12 protein-coding genes are annotated in these 16518 nt (G+C 73.1%); 6 read left to right on the forward strand and 6 right to left on the reverse strand.

Annotated features, from left to right (window positions below; translation table 11 throughout):
• The 3 genes from AMA02S_RS42830 to AMA02S_RS13385 form a co-directional block, all read left to right on the forward strand.
• On the forward strand, positions 1–1389 hold a 1389-nt coding region (locus AMA02S_RS42830), incomplete at its 5' end, for a maltokinase N-terminal cap-like domain-containing protein (RefSeq protein WP_067457262.1).
• Positions 1390–1644: 255 nt separating this feature from the next.
• Positions 1645–2730 carry a C40 family peptidase gene (locus tag AMA02S_RS13380; protein WP_067457265.1) on the forward strand — a complete coding sequence of 362 codons (1086 nt, stop codon included), beginning with the start codon at positions 1645–1647 and terminating at the stop codon, positions 2728–2730.
• A 104-nt stretch (positions 2731–2834) separates the two neighbouring features.
• On the forward strand, positions 2835–3830 hold the full coding sequence (locus tag AMA02S_RS13385) for an aldo/keto reductase (protein ID WP_067457268.1): 996 nt from the start codon (positions 2835–2837) through the stop codon (positions 3828–3830).
• Here AMA02S_RS13385 and AMA02S_RS13390 read toward each other — a convergent pair whose 3' ends face one another.
• From AMA02S_RS13390 to AMA02S_RS13405, 4 genes are all read right to left on the reverse strand, one after another.
• Positions 3831–4742 (reverse strand): serine/threonine-protein kinase, encoded by a 912-nt coding sequence (locus AMA02S_RS13390; protein WP_067457270.1) that lies wholly within the window; start codon positions 4740–4742, stop codon positions 3831–3833. It abuts the gene before it with no gap.
• Between the two features lie 20 nt (positions 4743–4762).
• Positions 4763–6658, reverse strand: a complete 1896-nt coding sequence (locus AMA02S_RS13395; protein WP_067457273.1) for an N-6 DNA methylase — start codon at positions 6656–6658, stop codon at positions 4763–4765.
• 79 nt (positions 6659–6737) lie between these two features.
• Positions 6738–7577, reverse strand: coding sequence for a PP2C family protein-serine/threonine phosphatase (locus AMA02S_RS13400; RefSeq protein WP_084265122.1), 840 nt, complete (start codon positions 7575–7577; stop codon positions 6738–6740).
• A gap of 20 nt (positions 7578–7597) precedes the next feature.
• Positions 7598–8632 carry a Rieske 2Fe-2S domain-containing protein gene (locus tag AMA02S_RS13405; protein WP_169806819.1) on the reverse strand — a complete coding sequence of 345 codons (1035 nt, stop codon included), beginning with the start codon at positions 8630–8632 and terminating at the stop codon, positions 7598–7600.
• Between the two features lie 214 nt (positions 8633–8846).
• Here AMA02S_RS13405 and AMA02S_RS13410 point away from each other — a divergent pair, with 214 nt between their 5' ends.
• On the forward strand, positions 8847–10277 hold the full coding sequence (locus AMA02S_RS13410) for a cytochrome P450 (protein ID WP_067457281.1): 1431 nt from the start codon (positions 8847–8849) through the stop codon (positions 10275–10277).
• On the opposite strand, the gene AMA02S_RS13415 is transcribed toward AMA02S_RS13410, so the two are convergent.
• On the reverse strand, positions 10175–11716 hold the full coding sequence (locus AMA02S_RS13415) for a prenyltransferase/squalene oxidase repeat-containing protein (RefSeq protein WP_067457284.1): 1542 nt from the start codon (positions 11714–11716) through the stop codon (positions 10175–10177). The genes AMA02S_RS13410 and AMA02S_RS13415 overlap by 103 nt on opposite strands.
• Positions 11713–12792: a terpene synthase family protein gene (locus AMA02S_RS42835; protein ID WP_067457289.1), complete on the reverse strand. Its 1080-nt coding sequence runs from the start codon at positions 12790–12792 to the stop codon at positions 11713–11715. The genes AMA02S_RS13415 and AMA02S_RS42835 overlap by 4 nt, the downstream gene beginning before the upstream one ends.
• Positions 12793–13057: 265 nt before the next feature.
• Between AMA02S_RS42835 and AMA02S_RS13425 the strand changes: the two genes are divergently transcribed.
• Positions 13058–14119: a polyprenyl synthetase family protein gene (locus AMA02S_RS13425; protein WP_067457292.1), complete on the forward strand. Its 1062-nt coding sequence runs from the start codon at positions 13058–13060 to the stop codon at positions 14117–14119.
• A gap of 86 nt (positions 14120–14205) precedes the next feature.
• The gene (locus tag AMA02S_RS13430; protein WP_067457295.1) at positions 14206–16281 is read left to right on the forward strand and encodes an ATP-binding protein; all 2076 of its coding nucleotides are present in this window, start codon (positions 14206–14208) and stop codon (positions 16279–16281) included.
• Positions 16282–16518: the final 237 nt, after the last annotated feature.

Here is a 16518-nt window from a genome sequence, read left to right on the forward strand (position 1 = left end):
TGGCTGCCCCGGCAGCGGTGGTTCGGCGGCAAGGACAGCCCCATCGACGAGCTCACCATCGACACCTCGACCGAACTCGTCCCCGGCGACCCCGGCCTCCACCACCTCGTCCTCGACGTCCGCCAGAACACCACCACCGACCACTACCAGCTCCTCCTCGGCATCCGCCGCCACCTGCCGGACCGGCTCCGGCACGTCGAGATCGGCGGTTACGCCGAGGACGATCCGGACGGTCCGCAGGCGCACCTCTACGACGCCGCCCACGATCCGGACCTGACCCGCACGCTGTTGGACGACCTGGCCGGCGAGGCGACCGTCGGTCCGCTGCGCTTCCGCCGTGTCACCGGGGCCGACATCCGGACCGACCTGACGAGCCTGCCCATCACCACCGAGCAGAGCAACACCTCGCTGCTGTTCGGCGACGACTACATCTGCAAGCTCTTCCGGCGGCTGAGCCGCGGCGTCAACCTCGATCTGGAGGTCAACCTCGCGCTGACCCGCGCCGGGTGCGCGCACGTCCCGGCCGTCCTCGGATGGATCGAGATGGAGTCCAGGGACGGCGTGGACGGTGAGCCGGTCACGCTCGGCCTGTTGTCGGACTACCTGCGCACCGGCGCGGACGGCTGGAGCCTCGCGATCGCCAGCGTCCGCGACTGGTACGCGCACGCGATGCCGCCAGGCGAGGACGAGTGGGCGGAACTGGACGCCAGCGCCGCCGGCGGGGACTTCGCGGCCGAGGCCGAGCGGCTCGGCGCCGCCACCGCGCAGGTGCACGGCGCCCTCGCCGGAGCGTTCGGCGTGACGACCGTCCCCGCCGACGAGGTGCGTGCGATGGCCGCGCGGATGACCGCCGAACTCACCGCCACCTGCGGCGCCGTCCCGGAGTTGTCGCCGCACGCGAAGGCCCTGACCGGCGCGTTCGTGGACCTGGCCGCGCAGGCGGCGCCGCTGCGGGTCCAGCGCGTGCACGGCGACTACCACCTCGGTCAGGTCCTGCGGACCGAGTCCGGCTGGACGCTGCTGGACTTCGAGGGCGAGCCCGCCCGTACGCAGGGCGAGCGCCGAGCCCTCGCGCACCCGCTCCGCGACGTCGCCGGGATGCTGCGTTCGTTCGAGTACGCCGCGCGGTTCCTCATCGCCAGGGCGGGCACCGTGCCGCCCGAGTCCGGCCGCAGGCTGGAGACCCGCGCGCACGCCTGGGCGGCGCGCAACCGGGCCGTGTTCTGCCGCGGCTACGCGGCCGCCGGCGGGACCGACCCCGCCGCGCACGCGGCATTGCTGCGCGCGTTCGAGTTCGAGAAGGCCGTCTACGAGGTCCGGTACGAGGCGCAGAACCGGCCGGGATGGCTGCCGGTACCGCTCCGCTCGCTCGCCCACCTGACCACATGATCAAAGACACGAAACGCCGCCCCCAATTCCAAACCATGATCATGTAAAATCGGGACGTGCTCCCCATTCGACCCCGATCAACGGGTACCCGAACTGTCGGCAGTAGATCATCCGACACCAGGAAAACGGAGCACGCGAATGTGCGAAGCACGCCACTCGGATCGGGAGCGCAGCTGGACCCGGGCATTCCCCGGCCGGCCCCGTCACGGCGGAACGAGCGTACGAAAACAGACGATCGTCCGGACGGCGGTCACCGTGGCCGTCACCGGGCTCGCCGTCAGCCTTCCGGCCGGCACGCAGGCGCTGGCACAGCTCAACCCGGTCGTGCTGAAAAGGCTCGACCTGGACGCGGCGACGCTGAGCAAGGTCAAGGCGTACGACCGGTACCGCACGCGTGAGGCGGGCCAGAAGGAGAAGGCGGAGAAGGCCCTGGCCTTCGCCCGCAAGCAGATCGGCAAGCCGTATCGCTGGGGCGCCGCGGGACCGGGCGGATACGACTGCTCGGGCCTGGCGATGGCCTCGTGGCGCAAGGCGGGCGTGAAGCTTCCGCGCGTCACCTACTCCCAGTACTCGGGAGTGAAGCGGAAGGTGCGCCTCAAGGACCTGCGCCCCGGCGACCTGATCTTCTTCCATGGCCGCAGCCATGTGGGGATCTATCTCGGCGACGGCAAGTTCCTGCACGCGCCGAACCGCGGCTCCACGATCAGGATCGACAAGTTCGGCGCCGCGCGGAAGAGGCAGTTCGCCGGGGCCGTGCGTCCCGGGGCGCCCGCTTACAAGAAGTGGTCGCCCTCCATCCGGGAACTCGTCGACAAGATCGACCGGATGAGCGCACAGGACAACGCCACGCAGCATGACGAGGCTAATCTGAAACCGCCCGATACTGCGTCGAATCCACCTACCACCGAAATGCCAGATGACTTCCGAATGGACGGGAGAAAGTCAGGCGTCGTCCCGAGCGCGTCGCCAAGCGACGCACCACCGCCCGACCCCGACCCCGACCCCGTTGTCGGGGCCACCGACACGGCGACCGACACGGCCGCGAACGACGTCGAGGCACCCGGGACGAAGCCGAGGCCCGCGATCCCGGCCACGGGCCAGGCCGGATCCGCCGCGCCCGCGAAGCCGGCCGCGAAGCCGCCCGCCAAACCGGCCGCGCACCAGCCGAGGCCCGCGAAGCCGCGTGCGAGCCACCCGAGACCGCAGGTGCACGCGAGCCACGGGAAGCCCGTGAAGGGCGCCCGGCCGGAGGCTCCGGCACCTCGGCCAAGGTCCGGGGCTCGGCCCCAGACGGCGGTCACGACGGCGGTCACGTCTGAAACGGCCGCCGACGCCCGCTGACCCGCGCGGGCCCGGCCGGACGAGGCGCGCGCCCGTCCGGCCGGGCCTGGCGCACCAGGGCAGTACTTGACCCGGAACCCACCCGGGGTGATTGGCTGCGGATCATGGACTACACGCAGCTCGGCCGCACCGGCCTCAAGGTCAGCCGCCTCGTGCTCGGCACCATGAACTTCGGCCCCGAGACCGGCGAGGCCGACAGCCACTCGATCATGGACGCGGCGCTGGACGCGGGCGTGAACTTCTTCGACACGGCGAACGTGTACGGCTGGGCCGCGGACAAGGGCCGCACCGAGCAGATCATCGGCTCCTGGTTCGCCCAGGGCGGTGGGCGCCGTGAGAAGACCGTCCTCGCGACGAAGGTCTACGGCGACATGGGGGCACCGGACGCGCCCTGGCCGAACCAGAGCAGGCTGTCGGCGCTGAACATCCGGCGCGCCGCCGAGGCGTCGCTGAAGCGCCTCGGCACCGACCACATCGACTTGTACCAGTTCCACCACATCGACCGCTCGACGCCCTGGGACGAGATCTGGCAGGCGCTGGACGTTCTGGTTCAGCAGGGCAAGGTGCTGTACGTCGGTTCGTCCAATTTCCCCGGTTGGGGCATCGCACAGGCCAACGAGACCGCCGCCTGCCGCGGGACGCTCGGCCTGGTCAGCGAGCAGTGCCTGTACAACCTGGTGGAGCGGCGCGCGGAGATGGAGGTCATTCCGGCGGCGGACGCCTACGGGCTGGGCGTGATCCCGTGGTCGCCCCTGCAGGGCGGGGTGCTCGGCGGCGCCCTGCGCAAGGAACGGGACGGCGGCGGGTCCCGGTCGCGGTCGGGACGCGCGGCGAAGATGCTGGCCGACCCGGTGGAGCGGGCACGGATCCAGGCATACGAGGACCTGTGCGACGAGCACGGCACGGCGCCCGGCGATGCCGGCCTCGCATGGCTGCTCAGCCGCCCGGAGGTCACCGGCCCGATCGTCGGTCCCCGCACCCGTGAGCAGCTCGACTCGGCCCTGCGCGCGGTCGACCAGGAGCTCCCGGCGGAATTCCTCACCGCGCTGGAGGAGATCTTCCCGGGCCCCGGACCGGCGCCGGAGGCGTTCGCCTGGTAGTCAGCCGCGCTGGAGCGCGCCGGTGAGGACCTGGCCGACGATGAGCGCATACATCCGCTCTGGGCTGGGCGTGGACGCCGGTTCCAGGAAGCCCGGCAGGAGCGGCAGGTCACCCGCGAAGGGGCGGACGCGTTCGTAGAGGGACGGCGCGTCCGGCGGCCGGTTCTCGGGCTTCTTCTCCAGCAGGTCCTGCACGAGGGCGTTCAGCTCGGCGGGCACGCCGGGAACGGGCGGCGGCCGTTCCCGGACGTGCTTGTCGAACACCGCGTAGGCGGTGGGCCCGGCGAACAGCTGACGTCCGGTGAGCATCTCGTGCAGGACGCAGCCCAGCGCGTACAGGTCACTGCGCGGCCCGGCGACGCCCTCCTCGATCTGCTCCGGCGCCATGTACGCCGGGGTACCGAGGATCTGGCCGTGCCGCGTGAACTGCGTGACGTCGGGGTCACCGAGGACGGCCAACCCGAAGTCGAGGACCTTCACGCTGCCGTCCGGGCACAGCATCAGGTTGGTCGGCTTGAGGTCGCGGTGACAGATGGACAGCGCGTGTGCGGCGGACAGGACGGCGGCGGCCTGCGCGGTGATCCCGGCGGCCCACGCGACCGGGACCGGCCCGTGCTCGGCGATCAGATCGGCGACCGTGACGCCGTCGATGAACTGCATGACCTGGTAGAGCCGCTGCTCGAAGGTGCCGAAGTCGTAGAGGGTCGGGGCGCCCGCGTGCTCCAGCCGGGCGAGGATGCGCGCCTCGCGGATGAAGCGCCGTTCCAACTCGTCGTCCGGGCCACCGGGGAGCGAGAGGAACTTCACCGCGACCCGGCGGCCGAGGCGGGTGTCGGCGGCGGCGTAGACGGCGCCCATCCCGCCGCGCCCGAGCGGGAGTTCGTCGAGCTCATACCGGTCGGCGATGAGCATCGGGGCGGGCCTCCAGGGGGCTATCGGCGGGGACGCAGATGGCCGTCCACCAGCCCGTCAAAGCTTAGCCGAACGAGGGCATCGCCAAGGGTCGACATTTCCCGCAATGTCGCGGTCAGCTGGAGCAGTTCCGCGAAGGCGCGGCCGTACTCGCGCTGCCGGTCCGGAGACAACCGCGGAATGCGCATCCGCCGCAGGTCCATCCGGCTGGAGCCGGTACCGGTGCGGGTGTGCGCGAAGGTCAGGAAACCGGCGAGGAAATGCGGGTCGAGCCGCGCGCCGTCCGGACGGTAGAGGGTGAGATAGGGGCCGAGGACGGCGCCGGAGGCCGCGCTCTCGCCGTCGACGACGCGGGCGGATCCGGCGGCGGTGGCGACGACGTCGCCCTCCCGGAGCGGGATCAGGCCCGGATCGGCGGCCGCGGCGCCCGACGGCCCCGTCCCGGCGGTGATGTCGTCGGCGGTGAGCACCGGCACGCCGCCGCCCGCGGGGAGCCGCGTCGGCGCGTGCACGATGGTCAGCACCCCGGCCCTCGCCAACTCGGAGATCGTGGTGAACGGCAGCGGCCGCTGCTCGGGCAGCAGCTCCACGCGCGGCGGCTCGGGGGCCGCGGCGGCCAGCCGCTCGACGGCGTCGGCGAACCGACGGCCGAACGCGGGACCACTGTGCCGGGGGCGGTGCCGGGACGGGCTGACATCGACCTCGTCGTCCAGCAGGTCGACGACCGGCACCGCGAACTCGCCGTCCGCGCCGTCGGCGTGCCGGTCCCATTCTCGGGCGACCCGGTCGAGGTCGCCGTCGACGTCCAGCAGCAGGACCCGCGCCGGCGGCGGCTCGCCAGGGCCCGGACGGTGCAGAAGCCACAGATCGGGTCCCCCGGGGGCGAGCGTCACGACGGCCCGCAGCGCGCCGGCGCGCAGCAGGTTGCCGCGGATGCGGCGGCCGGGACGGCGGCCCGCCACCGCGGACGGCATCAGCACCGCGGCCCGGCCGCCGGGCCGCACGTGCGTGAGGCAGTGCTGCACCCAGGCCAGCTCGGGCTCGCCGCGCGGCGGCAGCCCGTACTCCCAGCGGGGGTCGCCGGTCAGCTCCTCGTGGCCCCAGGCGCGGTCGCCGAACGGCGGATGGCAGACGGCCGCGTCCACGACCTCCCCGCAAAAGCCGTCGCCGCGCAGGGAGTCGGCGGCGACGATCTCGGCGGGCGTCCCGGCCAGAAGCAGCCGGACGGCGGCGATCCGCGCGGCGGCCGGGTCGCTCTCCTGACCGAGCGCGAGGCGCGCACCCGGGACGGCCAGCAGCAGGGTGCCGAGGCCGCAGGCCGGATCGAGGACGATGTCGCCCTCGCGGCAGACGAGCCGCGTCATCAGCCGCGCCACGTCGCCGCGCGTGACGTCGAGGCGCCGCGAATGCGCCGCGATGTAGCGCTCGAAGAGGAAGGTGAACGCGTCCCGGTGGCCGCGCTCGGCGGCGAGCCCGTCCAGCATCCGGGGCAGCTCGGGGTCGGCCGCCGACGGGTCGACATCAGGCCGGGACACCTTGAGGGCCGCCTCGCCGGGCGCCATAGCGGGCTCCGTGGCGGGGTCCGTGGCGGGGTCCGTGGCGGGGTCCGTGGCGACGCCACCGCGCGTCTCCAGCAGCCGCAGGCCCGCCCAGCCGACGAGGTCGGCGAGCCGGAAGTCGTCATCGGCTGCGCGGAGCCGCTGCCAGAGCCGGTCACCGAGGGAGACCTCGAACGGCTTGCCGCTGCGCTCCAGCCAGCCCTCGACGTCGGCGAGTGAGAACAACGGGCTGGCCGCCGTCCCGCCGACGGGGCGGGGGAAGCTCTCGTGGCGACGCCGCCAGTTGCTGACCGTCGCGCGCCCGACACCCGCGATCCGGGCGATGTCGCCCGCGGTCACGCTCGGGTCCCCGGTCATGGCGCCACCCTACTTGATCTTCGGAACACCGGTCCGCCCGGAGAACGCCCGTGAACCGAGTCAACGGACAGAAGGTGTCTCACGCGCGGCGCAGCCGCCGGCCCAGCCGCGCGAGAGGCCCGGCGGCATCGCGGCCGGCGGCGCCGATCGTCAGCGGCACCCGCTCCCCCGCGCCGGCCGACGCCGGGAGGACGTCGGCGACGACGCAGGTGATGTTGTCGGGACCGCCCGCGCCGTTGGCGAGGTCGATGAGGCGGGCGACGACACGCTCCGGCTCCGCCGACCCGGCCACCGCGGATCGGATCGCCTCATGGGGGACGTATCCGAACACGCCATCCGAGCAGAGGAGGAACCGATCGCCGGGCCGCGCGTCCTGACGGTAGATGTCCGGGTGGGCGTCGCTTCCGCTCTGCAACGCCCGCACCAGCACCGAGCTACGCGGATGACGGGCGGCCTCCTCCATCGTCAGTTGCCCCCCGTCCACGAGGGACTGGACCATCGTGTGATCGCGGGTGATCTGGACGAGCGCCCCGTCACGCAGCAGGTAGCCGCGGCTGTCGCCGACGTGCGCCACGGTGAACCCGGCGCCGCCCCAGGCCATCGCGGTCAATGTCGTGCCCATCCGCCGCAGCTCCGCGTCCTGCCGGCCAAGGTCGTCCAGGCGCCTGGTGATGCCCGCGACCACGGCGGCGAGATCGGCCGCGAGATCGTCCCCGGCCGGGAGGTCCGGGGACAGGCGGGCGGCGAGCTCGGCGATGGCGGTGATCGCGGCGCGGCTCGCGACGTCGCCGTGCGGATGGCCGCCCATCCCGTCGGCGACCGCGAGAAGCCGCGGACCCGCGTAGGCCGAGTCCTCGTTCACCTTTCGCCGCTGCCCGACGTCCGTCCCCGCCGCGAACCGAAGCACATGGTGAGCCATGCACACCATGGAAGCACGCATTAACTCAATTCACAAGCGACCTTCTCTTGGATACGGCTTGCAGGGGCGGCGTCGGCCTCGGTGTAGAACTGGGCTGCCCAGCGGCGGTACGGAGTGATGGGTCCGTCGCCGCCCGCGAGTCTCGGGCGGCGCAGGTAACCGCGGTTGTTCCAGATGGGGAAGTCCTCCCGGACGTCCGCCCACATGGTCGGGCCGATGACACGGGTGGCCAGCCAGGCCGCGGGACACGCCAGAAGCTTCGGGCGGCGGGGCCGCGTGAGGCGCAGGGCGAGCAGCGCGCGGAACTCCAGTTCGCCGGGATCGGTCGGTGTCTGCAGGAAGAACGCCTGCACCTCCAGGCCGAGGCTCGGCACGACGCCCCGCGCCGAGTTGACGCCGAGCCCGTACGCGCGGGCGACGAAGCAGAACTCCAGCGCGCCGAGCGGCGGGAACCCGCGCCGTGTGACGACGTCCGCGCGCATGCTCGCGCCGTCGAAGTCCAGCTCCCTGATCCGCGCGGACCGGTATCCGTGCAGGGCGGTGAAGTGGCCCATGTCGACGGTGTTCTCGACGATGTCCTGCGGGTGCGCGGTGAGCCGGTGGAACCGTCTGATCGGCGCGGGGAAGCCGTCGGCCATGACCGGCGGGACCTTCCACCGGGGCGGGCCGCCGGCCGCGTCCCACCAGACGAGGACGATCCCGTCGATCTCGCAGATCTCCAGGTGCTCCAGGCCGGTCCTGGGCGGCGGCGCACCGTTGCCGGTGGCGACGCACGTCCCGTCCACGGCGAAGGCGAAACGGTGGAACGGGCAGACGAGGTTCTCGCCCTCGACCGTGGACCCGTGGCCGAGATGCGCGCCGAGGTGCGGACAGTACGGCCGGACGGCGCGCGTCAGGCCCCGGCGGGTGCGGTAGAGCACGACGTCCTCGCCCATCAACCGGCGGCGCAGGACGCCGCCGGGCCGCAGGTCGCCGCTGAACGCGACGCCGTACCAGCCGTCCGGATAGGGCGGCAGAGCACGCGAACCAGAAATGGGAGAAATTGTCGTATTCACGGGCAAACCTTTCGAGAGTCGGCAACGACAGCATCGACGATCTCAGTGCGGTAACCGCGGTAAGCCCGCTTGAAGGGAGATATTCTCTTGCCCAGTCAAGCCCTTTCCGTGCTTAGGTAAAATTCTCTTTGAACATCCCGCTGAAAGGCCGGTCACGGGAGCGGGGCGGGTTCCATTCCGGTGGGGAATTCGCCCCACGATGAGAGGGAGTTCGATGCCGGCCCTGACCGTTCCACGCGCCCCCGGGCGCCTGCCGCTGCTCGGCCACGCCCACCGGCTGTTCCGCGACCCCGTCGGGCTGCTCCAGTCGCTGCGCGCGGCCGGGCCGGTCGTGCTGTTCCACGTCGGGCCGAGGCCCGTCTACGTGGTGAACTCGCCGGACCTGCTGCGGCGGATGCTGGTGACCGACGCCGGTTCCTTCGTCCGAGGCCTCGCCTACGACCGTGCGCGCCCGATCCTCGGCAACGGCCTCGCCACCTCCGACGGTGACACGCACCTGCGGCAGCGGCGGCTGATGTTGCCGTCCTTCCACCGCGCCCGGCTGCTCGGCTACACCGGCGTCATGCGCGCGCAGGCGGACGTCCTCGCCGGATCGTGGCGGGACGGGCAGCGCGTCGCGATGGACGAGGCGCTGCACCGGACGAGCGCCGCCGGGGCCCTGCGGGCCCTCTTCCGCACCGACCTGGACGACGCCATCGTCGCCGAGATCGACGACTGCGTGACGGTGTTCCTGCGGGAGATCCCGCTGCGTGCGGTGCTCCCCCGTTTCGCCGAGCGCCTGCCGACCCCCGGCAACCGGCGATTCGCCCGGGTCGCCGCACGACTACGGGAGATCGTGGACGGGATGATCGAGGAGCGCCGCACGCCGTCCCGCACGCGGGACGACCTGCTGTCGATGCTGATGGACGCGCGGGACGAGGACACGGGCGCGGCCATGACGCCCGAGCGGCTGCGGGACGAGGTCGTGACCATCCTGGCGGGCGGCTCCGAGACCGTCCCGTCCACGCTGTCGTGGCTGTACCACGAGCTGGGCCGCAGCCCGGGTGTCCAGGCGAGGCTCCAAGGCGAGCTCGACACGGTCCTGGACGGGCGGCCCGTCGAGTTCGCCGACCTGCCCGAGCTGACGTACACGCGACGCCTCATCGACGAGACGCTCCGGCTCCACAGCGTCGCGTGGATGATGTCCCGGCGCGCGCGAACGGACGTCGATCTCGGTGGGTACCGGATCCCCGCGGGGGCCGAGTTGCTGTTCAGTCCCACGACCCTCCACCGGGATCCGGCCCTCTACCCGGACCCGCTCCGTTTCGATCCCGACCGGTGGCTCTCACCGCCGCCGCGGGAGAACTTCGTGCCGTTCGGTGCGGGCCCCCGGAAGTGCATCGGCGACCACTTCTCCTATATCCAGATGACCGTCATCGTCGCGACCGTGTCCGCGCGCTGGACGGTGACACCGGCGGATGGGAACCGCGTCCGGGAACGGGCGTCCGGAGCGCTCCGTCCGGACCACCTGCCGATGACCGTGAAGCACCGGCCCTCGGACGGCTACGGCAAGGCGCAACGGGTGTCGGCATGTACGGCGGCATACGCGGAGGCCAGTTCCGCACCGGCCAGCACCGTCGAGGACGAGACGACGTACGGCGTGTAGAGGCTCCGGCCTACCCACAGCTCGGGGAAGGGCCCGTCGAGATGGTCGCGCAGATAGCGGCGGGCCCTACCCCACACTGATGCGGGCACGCGCATGCCGTGACGTGCCAGCGCGTCCAGGTTGAGGACGGCGCAGCCCGTCTCCTCCGGCGTGCCGCGCCCGTACCAGCCCCAGGATCCGTCAGGCCGCTGGGTGTCGAGCAGCCAGGCCAGGGTCCGGTCCAGTGGCACACTCGTTGCCCTGGTCAGCGCGAACGTCACCTGCGCTGTGGCGTAGTACGGCGACACATGCCACTTGTCGTACCACCAGGCGTCCTCACGGCGGGTCTCCAGGAGGAACTCGCCGACCTTCCTCATCGGCCGCGCATACGCGTCCGGGCGCAGTGCGAGCGCCTCCAGCACGCGGGCGTTCGGGGTCACCGACCCGTCCCGCTCGCCCGGATAGGTGAAGAAGCAGTGCTCGCCCTCGAAGGCGAGCAGTCCGTCCAGCAGGTGCCGGACGTCGTGGCCCGCCGCGTCCAGCACGATGATCGCCATCGCGCTGTCGTCGGGGTCGGGCAGCGGGAACCCGCCGCTCAGGCCCATCCGACCGCGCTGACCGAGCAGCGTCCGCAGCCGGCCCAGGCAGCGGCCGGCGGCGGCCGTCCCGGCGCCGAGGAGCCCGGCCCGCTGGAGGTGGTGCAGCACCCAGGCCAGTTCGAAAGCCTCGGTCGGATAGAGGGCCGGGACACCCCCGTCGGGGTCGAGCTCGGCCACGGCCTCCAGGTACGCGAGCGTTCTGCCACCGCCCCCGGCCGTCCAGAGCGCGGCCGTCGCGGACGGCGAGTTGGCCAGGGAACCGTCCGGCGCGGTGAAGCGTGCGAGCGCGCGCAGCGCAGGATCAGGTTCGATGGTCTCCAGGGAGTACATGAGCGAAGTGGGCTCGCCGAGGAGGCGGTCCCTGGGGATGAGGTCCAGTTTCGCCTGCCGCGTCTTGGTGAGGTCGGCCCAGTCCCCGCTGGGCAGGTCGAGCCCTCGCGCGGACAGTTGGCCGAGCAGCAACGGGACGGCCATCTCGAACCCTATGGTCTCCCCGGTGGCGGCCCCGCGCCACGCGGAGGAATGGGCACGCAGGTAGCCCAGCCCCGCACGCACCGCGCCCATCCGTCCCGGCAGAGGCGGACCCGGGTCGGTCAACGCGACGACCGCGGCGAGCGTGCAGACGGTCCGGTCGTGCGGAAGTTCCACCTCCCCGCCCCACGAGCCGTCTGACCGCTGGTGGCCGATCAGCCATCGCCGCGCCCGCGGGAAGCGGACCGCGCCGTCGTCGCGGCGTAGCCGGGACAGCCACGCCGTCGTGTACGGGCACGGCCCGAACGAACCACCGGTCCCCAACCGGCCGAGCAGCGCCTCCGCCCTGTGGCGCGTGGACGATTCCGCCCGGAAGTCCCGCCCGATCATGCCGCGTGCCCGGCGTCGAACTGCTCGTAGTGGCGCACGGACCACAAGAGCTGGCGTTCCAGCGCAAGCGCCGGGCCCGGCTGCGCGCCGAGGTGCGGGCCCAGCCCGCGCCGACAGCGCGCGACATGCCGGGTGATCCGGCATCGCACCTCGTCGGGCGGCAGCCCGAGGGCGAGCGCGTCCACCACCCCCTCGTCCCGTTCGCGGTGGTGTCCGCGCAGATCGTTGGCCAGCCGGACCGCGAGACAGGCGTCCCGCAAGGGCCGCCGCAGCACTGCTGGGACAGACGCTGATGTGCCAGACGCCGATGTGATGGACCCTGATCGGACGGACGCTGACGTGACGGACGCTGATCTCGCGGGCACCGAGGTTGCAGGCACTGATCTTGCGGCCACTGATCTTGCGTGCACCGTCGTTGCGGACGCCGAAGGTGCCGGTGCACAGGTCGCGGGTGGCGCCGCCGTACACGCGCCGGCCGGGGCGGGGGGCGACATGTCCGACCACATCGCGAGCACGAGCGGGGCGAGGGCGATGCTCGCGGCGCCGTGCCGCAGGTACTCGCCGAGTGTGGGGGCGGGGCCGCCCGCCCGCATCCGCAGTGCCGCCTCGTACTCGAAGAGGGCGCCGGCCAGGGCCGCGTCCACGGCCCGCTGCCACGGGGGCAGTATCGCCGGCGAGGCCGCGACGTCGTCCCGGATCTGTGCCAGTGCGGTTCCCAGGGCGTCCTTCGCCGGGGCCGTGCCACGGGCGACGGCGCGGAGGGCGGCCAGGTCCACACGCAGGCGGACGGGTTCGCGGCGGGCCGCGGGGCCGTCCGTCCAGGCGTCCAGGGCGAAGATCCACAGTCCGGTCCGCACGGTCAGGCGGGCGCCGCGGCGCGACATCCAGGGCGCGACGAACGCGGCGGGCAGCGCGCACATCGGCGCGAGCGCCGGATCGAACGGCGGGCCGAGCCGCTCGGCCCACTCGGTGGCGCGCGTTGTGAGCCGGGTGGCGGCGACGGCCGCGTCCGCGGCGGCGAGCACGTCCAGGGGTGGGAACGCCTCCCCTTCGATGCCCCTTTCTTCCGTGTCCATTTTCAACCTTGCCGATCGTTTCTTGAGGATTGGTGTGGCGAGTTCGCCGTGTCGTCGCCGAGGCAATCAGGAAGTCCGGCCCCTTGATCCTCGTTTTGCCGCCGGGGCTCCCCTTCCGGCCGGGGCCTTTGCCACGTTATGACAAGGTCTGGAAACATTCACGGAAAGGTAATCCCGGCGCGCCCGGCCATGCCTTCCACGTGTTCTGGATGGTTCGGATTACGGTGGCCTCGACTTGCCGGGACGAACCACTGGAGGGAAGAGCATGACGGCGACCGAGGCACCGCCACCGCTCACCGAAGGCGCCGGGCGCGCCGGGCATGGCGGGCGGGCGCTCGCGCGGACCGGCGCGGTGTTCGCGCCCGCATTCCGCGCGGCGGTGCACCGGCTCCCGGCCGACGTCCGCCGCGTCGCGGGCTACCACCTCGGCTGGTGGGACGAGCACGAGCGGCCCGCGGGCGCCGACGGCGGCGAGCAGGCGATCCGTCCCGCGCTGGCGCTCCTGTGCGGGGAGGCGGTCGGGGCCGGACCGGCCGGGGCCCTCCCCGCCGCCGTCGCCGTGGAACTCGTCCACACCTTCTCGCAGCTGCACGGCGACCTCATGGACGGCACCGCCACGCGCCGGCGCCGGCCCGCCGCCTGGACCGTGTTCGGGATCCCGCAGACCATGCTGGCCGGTGACTCGCTCCTGGTCGCGGCCGTTGACACCCTCGCCGCGGGCCACCCGGACGTGGCGTCTCGCGCGCTGCGCGACCTCTCGGCCGGGCTCCAGGACCTGTGCGCCGGGCAGAGCGCCGCGCTACGGCTGGCGTCGGCGCCCGGCGCGACCCTGGACGACTGCCACGAGGTGATCGCCGGCAGGACCGCGTCGCTGCTCGGCTGCGCGTGCTCGCTCGGCGCCATGCACGGCGGCGGCACGGAGCAGGTACGGCTGATGCGCATGTTCGGCGAGCGCCTCGGGCACGCGCTCCAGCTCGCCGCCGACGTGCACGGCATCTGGGGCGACCCGCGCGGCACCGGGCGTCCCGTCCACAGCGACCTGGCCCGCCGCAAGCGGTCGCTGCCGGTGGTGGCGGCGCTCGCGTCCGGCACCGCGGCGGGCCGGGAGCTGGCCGCCGCCTACGAGACGGACGCGGAGTTCTCCCCCGCCGTCCTGTCCCATCTGGCGGCGCTCGTCGAGCGCACGGGCGCCCGCCGGCTGGCCGCCGGGCTCGCCGCCGAGAACCTCGCCGGCGCGGTGGCCTGCCTGGACGCCGCCGGACCGCTGCCCGGCCCCGCCGCGGACCTGCGCGCCGTCGCCGAGCTGGTCGGCGCCCGCGCCGGTTGAATCCATCACCGCCAGTCCTGAACCGGACACAGACCGGCTTCGGCCGTTCGCCTCACCGCGAGCGATTCCACGGTTACGGTCGGACGATGAGCACTTCGGCGACGAGAGGCGCCGGTGGAGGGCGGGCCGGGAACTTGCCGGCCGGGCTGCCGAGCCTCGTGGGACGAACGGTGGAGCTGACCGAGCTGGACGGCCTCCTGGAGTCGTCGCCGCTGGTCACCCTGACGGGGGTCGGCGGCGTCGGCAAGACGCGCACCGCGCTGGAGGCGGCGCGCCGTGTCCAGGACCGATTCTCCGACGGGGCCTGGCTGGTGGAGCTGTCCCGGCTGCGCGATCCACTACTGCTCGCGCATGCGGTCGCGGCGGCACTGAACGTCCATGACCAGGGCACGCGGCCGCTGGGCGCCGTCCTGGCGGATTTCCTCGCCCCCCGTTCCATCCTCCTGGTCCTGGACACCTGCGAACATCTGGCGGACGCGTGCGCCGAACTGGTGGCCGAGCTGCTCGCGGACGCGCCCGGGCTCCGGATCCTGGCGACCACGCGGCAGCCGCTCAAGGTCGCCGGCGAGCGGGTCCACACGCTTCTGCCGCTGCCCGTCGAGGACGGCGCCGACGGCGGCGACGGCGTGCGGCTGTTCATCGAACGCGCCCGGCACGCCGTCCCCGGCTTCGCGGTGGACGAGGCGAACCACGCCGACGTGGTGCGCCTGTGCCGCCGGCTGGACGGCCTGCCGCTGGCGCTGGAACTGGCCGCGCCGTGGCTGCGGGTGCTGCCGGTGCAGGCCGTCGCGGACCGGCTCGACGACCGGTTCCGGCTGCTCGCGCGAGGTCCCGGCCGGGAGCCGGGCAGGCATGAGACGCTGCGGACGGCGATCGGATGGAGCCACGAGTTGTGCGGCCCTTCCGAGCGGCTGCTGTGGGCGCGGGCGTCGGTGTTCGCGGGGGGATTCGACCGTCGCACCGTCCAGGAGGTGTGCGCGGGCGGTCCGCTGGCCGCCGCCGACATTCCGCGCGTCCTGGAACGCCTGGTCGACAAGTCGATCCTGCTGGAGGACGGCGCCGGCCCGCACGCCCGCTATCGGATGCTCGACACCGTCCGCGAGTACGGCGCCGGGTGGCTGCGCGAGCTGGGCGAGGAGCCGGAGATCGCGCGGCGGCACCGCGACTTCCACATCGACCAGGCCCGGCGCGCCTACGCGTGCTGGATGGGCGGCCGGCAGGTCTCCTGGTTCGAGCGGGTCCGCGCCGTCCACTCGGACCTGCGGGTCGCGCTGGAGCATTCGCTCGCCGACCCCCGGGACGAGGGCGACGCGCTGGAGCTGGCCGGGGCGCTGTGGTTCTACTGGTACGCGTGCGGGTTCCAGCGTGAGGGACGCCACTACCTGGAACGGGCGCTCGCCGCGTCGGTGGGCCCGGACCCGAGGCGGACACGGGCGGCGTGGGCGCGCGGCCTCATCACGCTCTCGCAGGGAGACCTGGTCGCGGCGGAGGAATGCGCCGCGATGTGCCGCGCGGACACCGAGCCGTCCGCGGAGACGGCCGCCGCGTTCCTGGAGGCGTCCGTGCTGTCGTTGCGGGGCGAGAACGGCGCGGCCGTCGCCGTGCTGCGCGCGTTGGAGCCCGATCCGGCGCGCGGCGGCGTGGAGGAGGCCGTCTGGTACCTCGAACGGGGTGTCCGCGCGTTCGCGCACGTGCAGCTCGGCGATCTGGAGGAGGCGGCGGCCCTCGCCGAGGAGTCGCGGGTGTGCAGCGCCGTGACGGGCGAACGCTGCCTGCAGGCGTGGGGCGACTACGTGCAGGCGCTGGCCGAGCTCGGGCTCGGGCGCGCGGCGTCCGCTGCCGGGCACGCGCGGGACGCGCTGGAGGCCAAGCGGCCGCTGCACGACACCTGGTTCATGGCACTGTGCCTGGACGCACTGGCCATGGCCGTCGCCGCGACCGGCGAGCCGGGACGGGCTGCACGGCTCACCGGGATCGGGCAGCGGATCTGGCGCGCGCACGGCCTGCCCCAGCTCGGCTCGCCGGAGCTCGCCGCCGCGCGGTCCGCGTGCGAGCGGAGGCTGCGCTCCGCTCTCGGCGACGAGGCGTACGACGCCGCCTACAGCACCGGGCTCCAGACGTCCCCCGACGACGGCATCACCTATGCGATCACCGGGACGTAGCGATCACCGTGACGCGGCCATCACCGGGAGGCGGTGATCACCGTGACGCGGCGCTCCCCCGCCGGTGACCAAGTAGATGATCTCTTGGGCGCACCCCGGACGTTGGGCCGCCGATAGACGGGACGCCCTGGGGGTGCTGTCCGACATTTCGGATCGGTGGTCGCCGGGTCGTTGCCATTCGCTTACCCGGCCGTGGGCATCGCCGCGAACCACGAGGGCATGAACAGGACTCCGTGC

This window comes from Actinomadura macra NBRC 14102, assembly GCF_001552215.1.
GTDB lineage: Bacteria > Actinomycetota > Actinomycetes > Streptosporangiales > Streptosporangiaceae > Spirillospora > Spirillospora macra.

What these genes read in the sequence shown, in the direction of transcription:
- AMA02S_RS13415 (WP_067457284.1), bottom strand. Translation starts at nt 11,716, where the DNA reads ATGATCGGGCGGGACTTCCGGGCGGAATCGTCCACGCGCCACAGGGCG.
- AMA02S_RS13395 (WP_067457273.1), bottom strand. Translation starts at nt 6,658, where the DNA reads ATGACCGGGGACCCGAGCGTGACCGCGGGCGACATCGCCCGGATCGCG.
- AMA02S_RS13410 (WP_067457281.1), top strand. Translation starts at nt 8,847, where the DNA reads ATGCCGGCCCTGACCGTTCCACGCGCCCCCGGGCGCCTGCCGCTGCTC.
- AMA02S_RS13430 (WP_067457295.1), top strand. Translation starts at nt 14,206, where the DNA reads ATGAGCACTTCGGCGACGAGAGGCGCCGGTGGAGGGCGGGCCGGGAAC.
- AMA02S_RS13425 (WP_067457292.1), top strand. Translation starts at nt 13,058, where the DNA reads ATGACGGCGACCGAGGCACCGCCACCGCTCACCGAAGGCGCCGGGCGC.
- AMA02S_RS13400 (WP_084265122.1), bottom strand. Translation starts at nt 7,577, where the DNA reads ATGGCTCACCATGTGCTTCGGTTCGCGGCGGGGACGGACGTCGGGCAG.
- AMA02S_RS13390 (WP_067457270.1), bottom strand. Translation starts at nt 4,742, where the DNA reads ATGCTCATCGCCGACCGGTATGAGCTCGACGAACTCCCGCTCGGGCGC.
- AMA02S_RS42835 (WP_067457289.1), bottom strand. Translation starts at nt 12,792, where the DNA reads ATGGACACGGAAGAAAGGGGCATCGAAGGGGAGGCGTTCCCACCCCTG.
- AMA02S_RS13385 (WP_067457268.1), top strand. Translation starts at nt 2,835, where the DNA reads ATGGACTACACGCAGCTCGGCCGCACCGGCCTCAAGGTCAGCCGCCTC.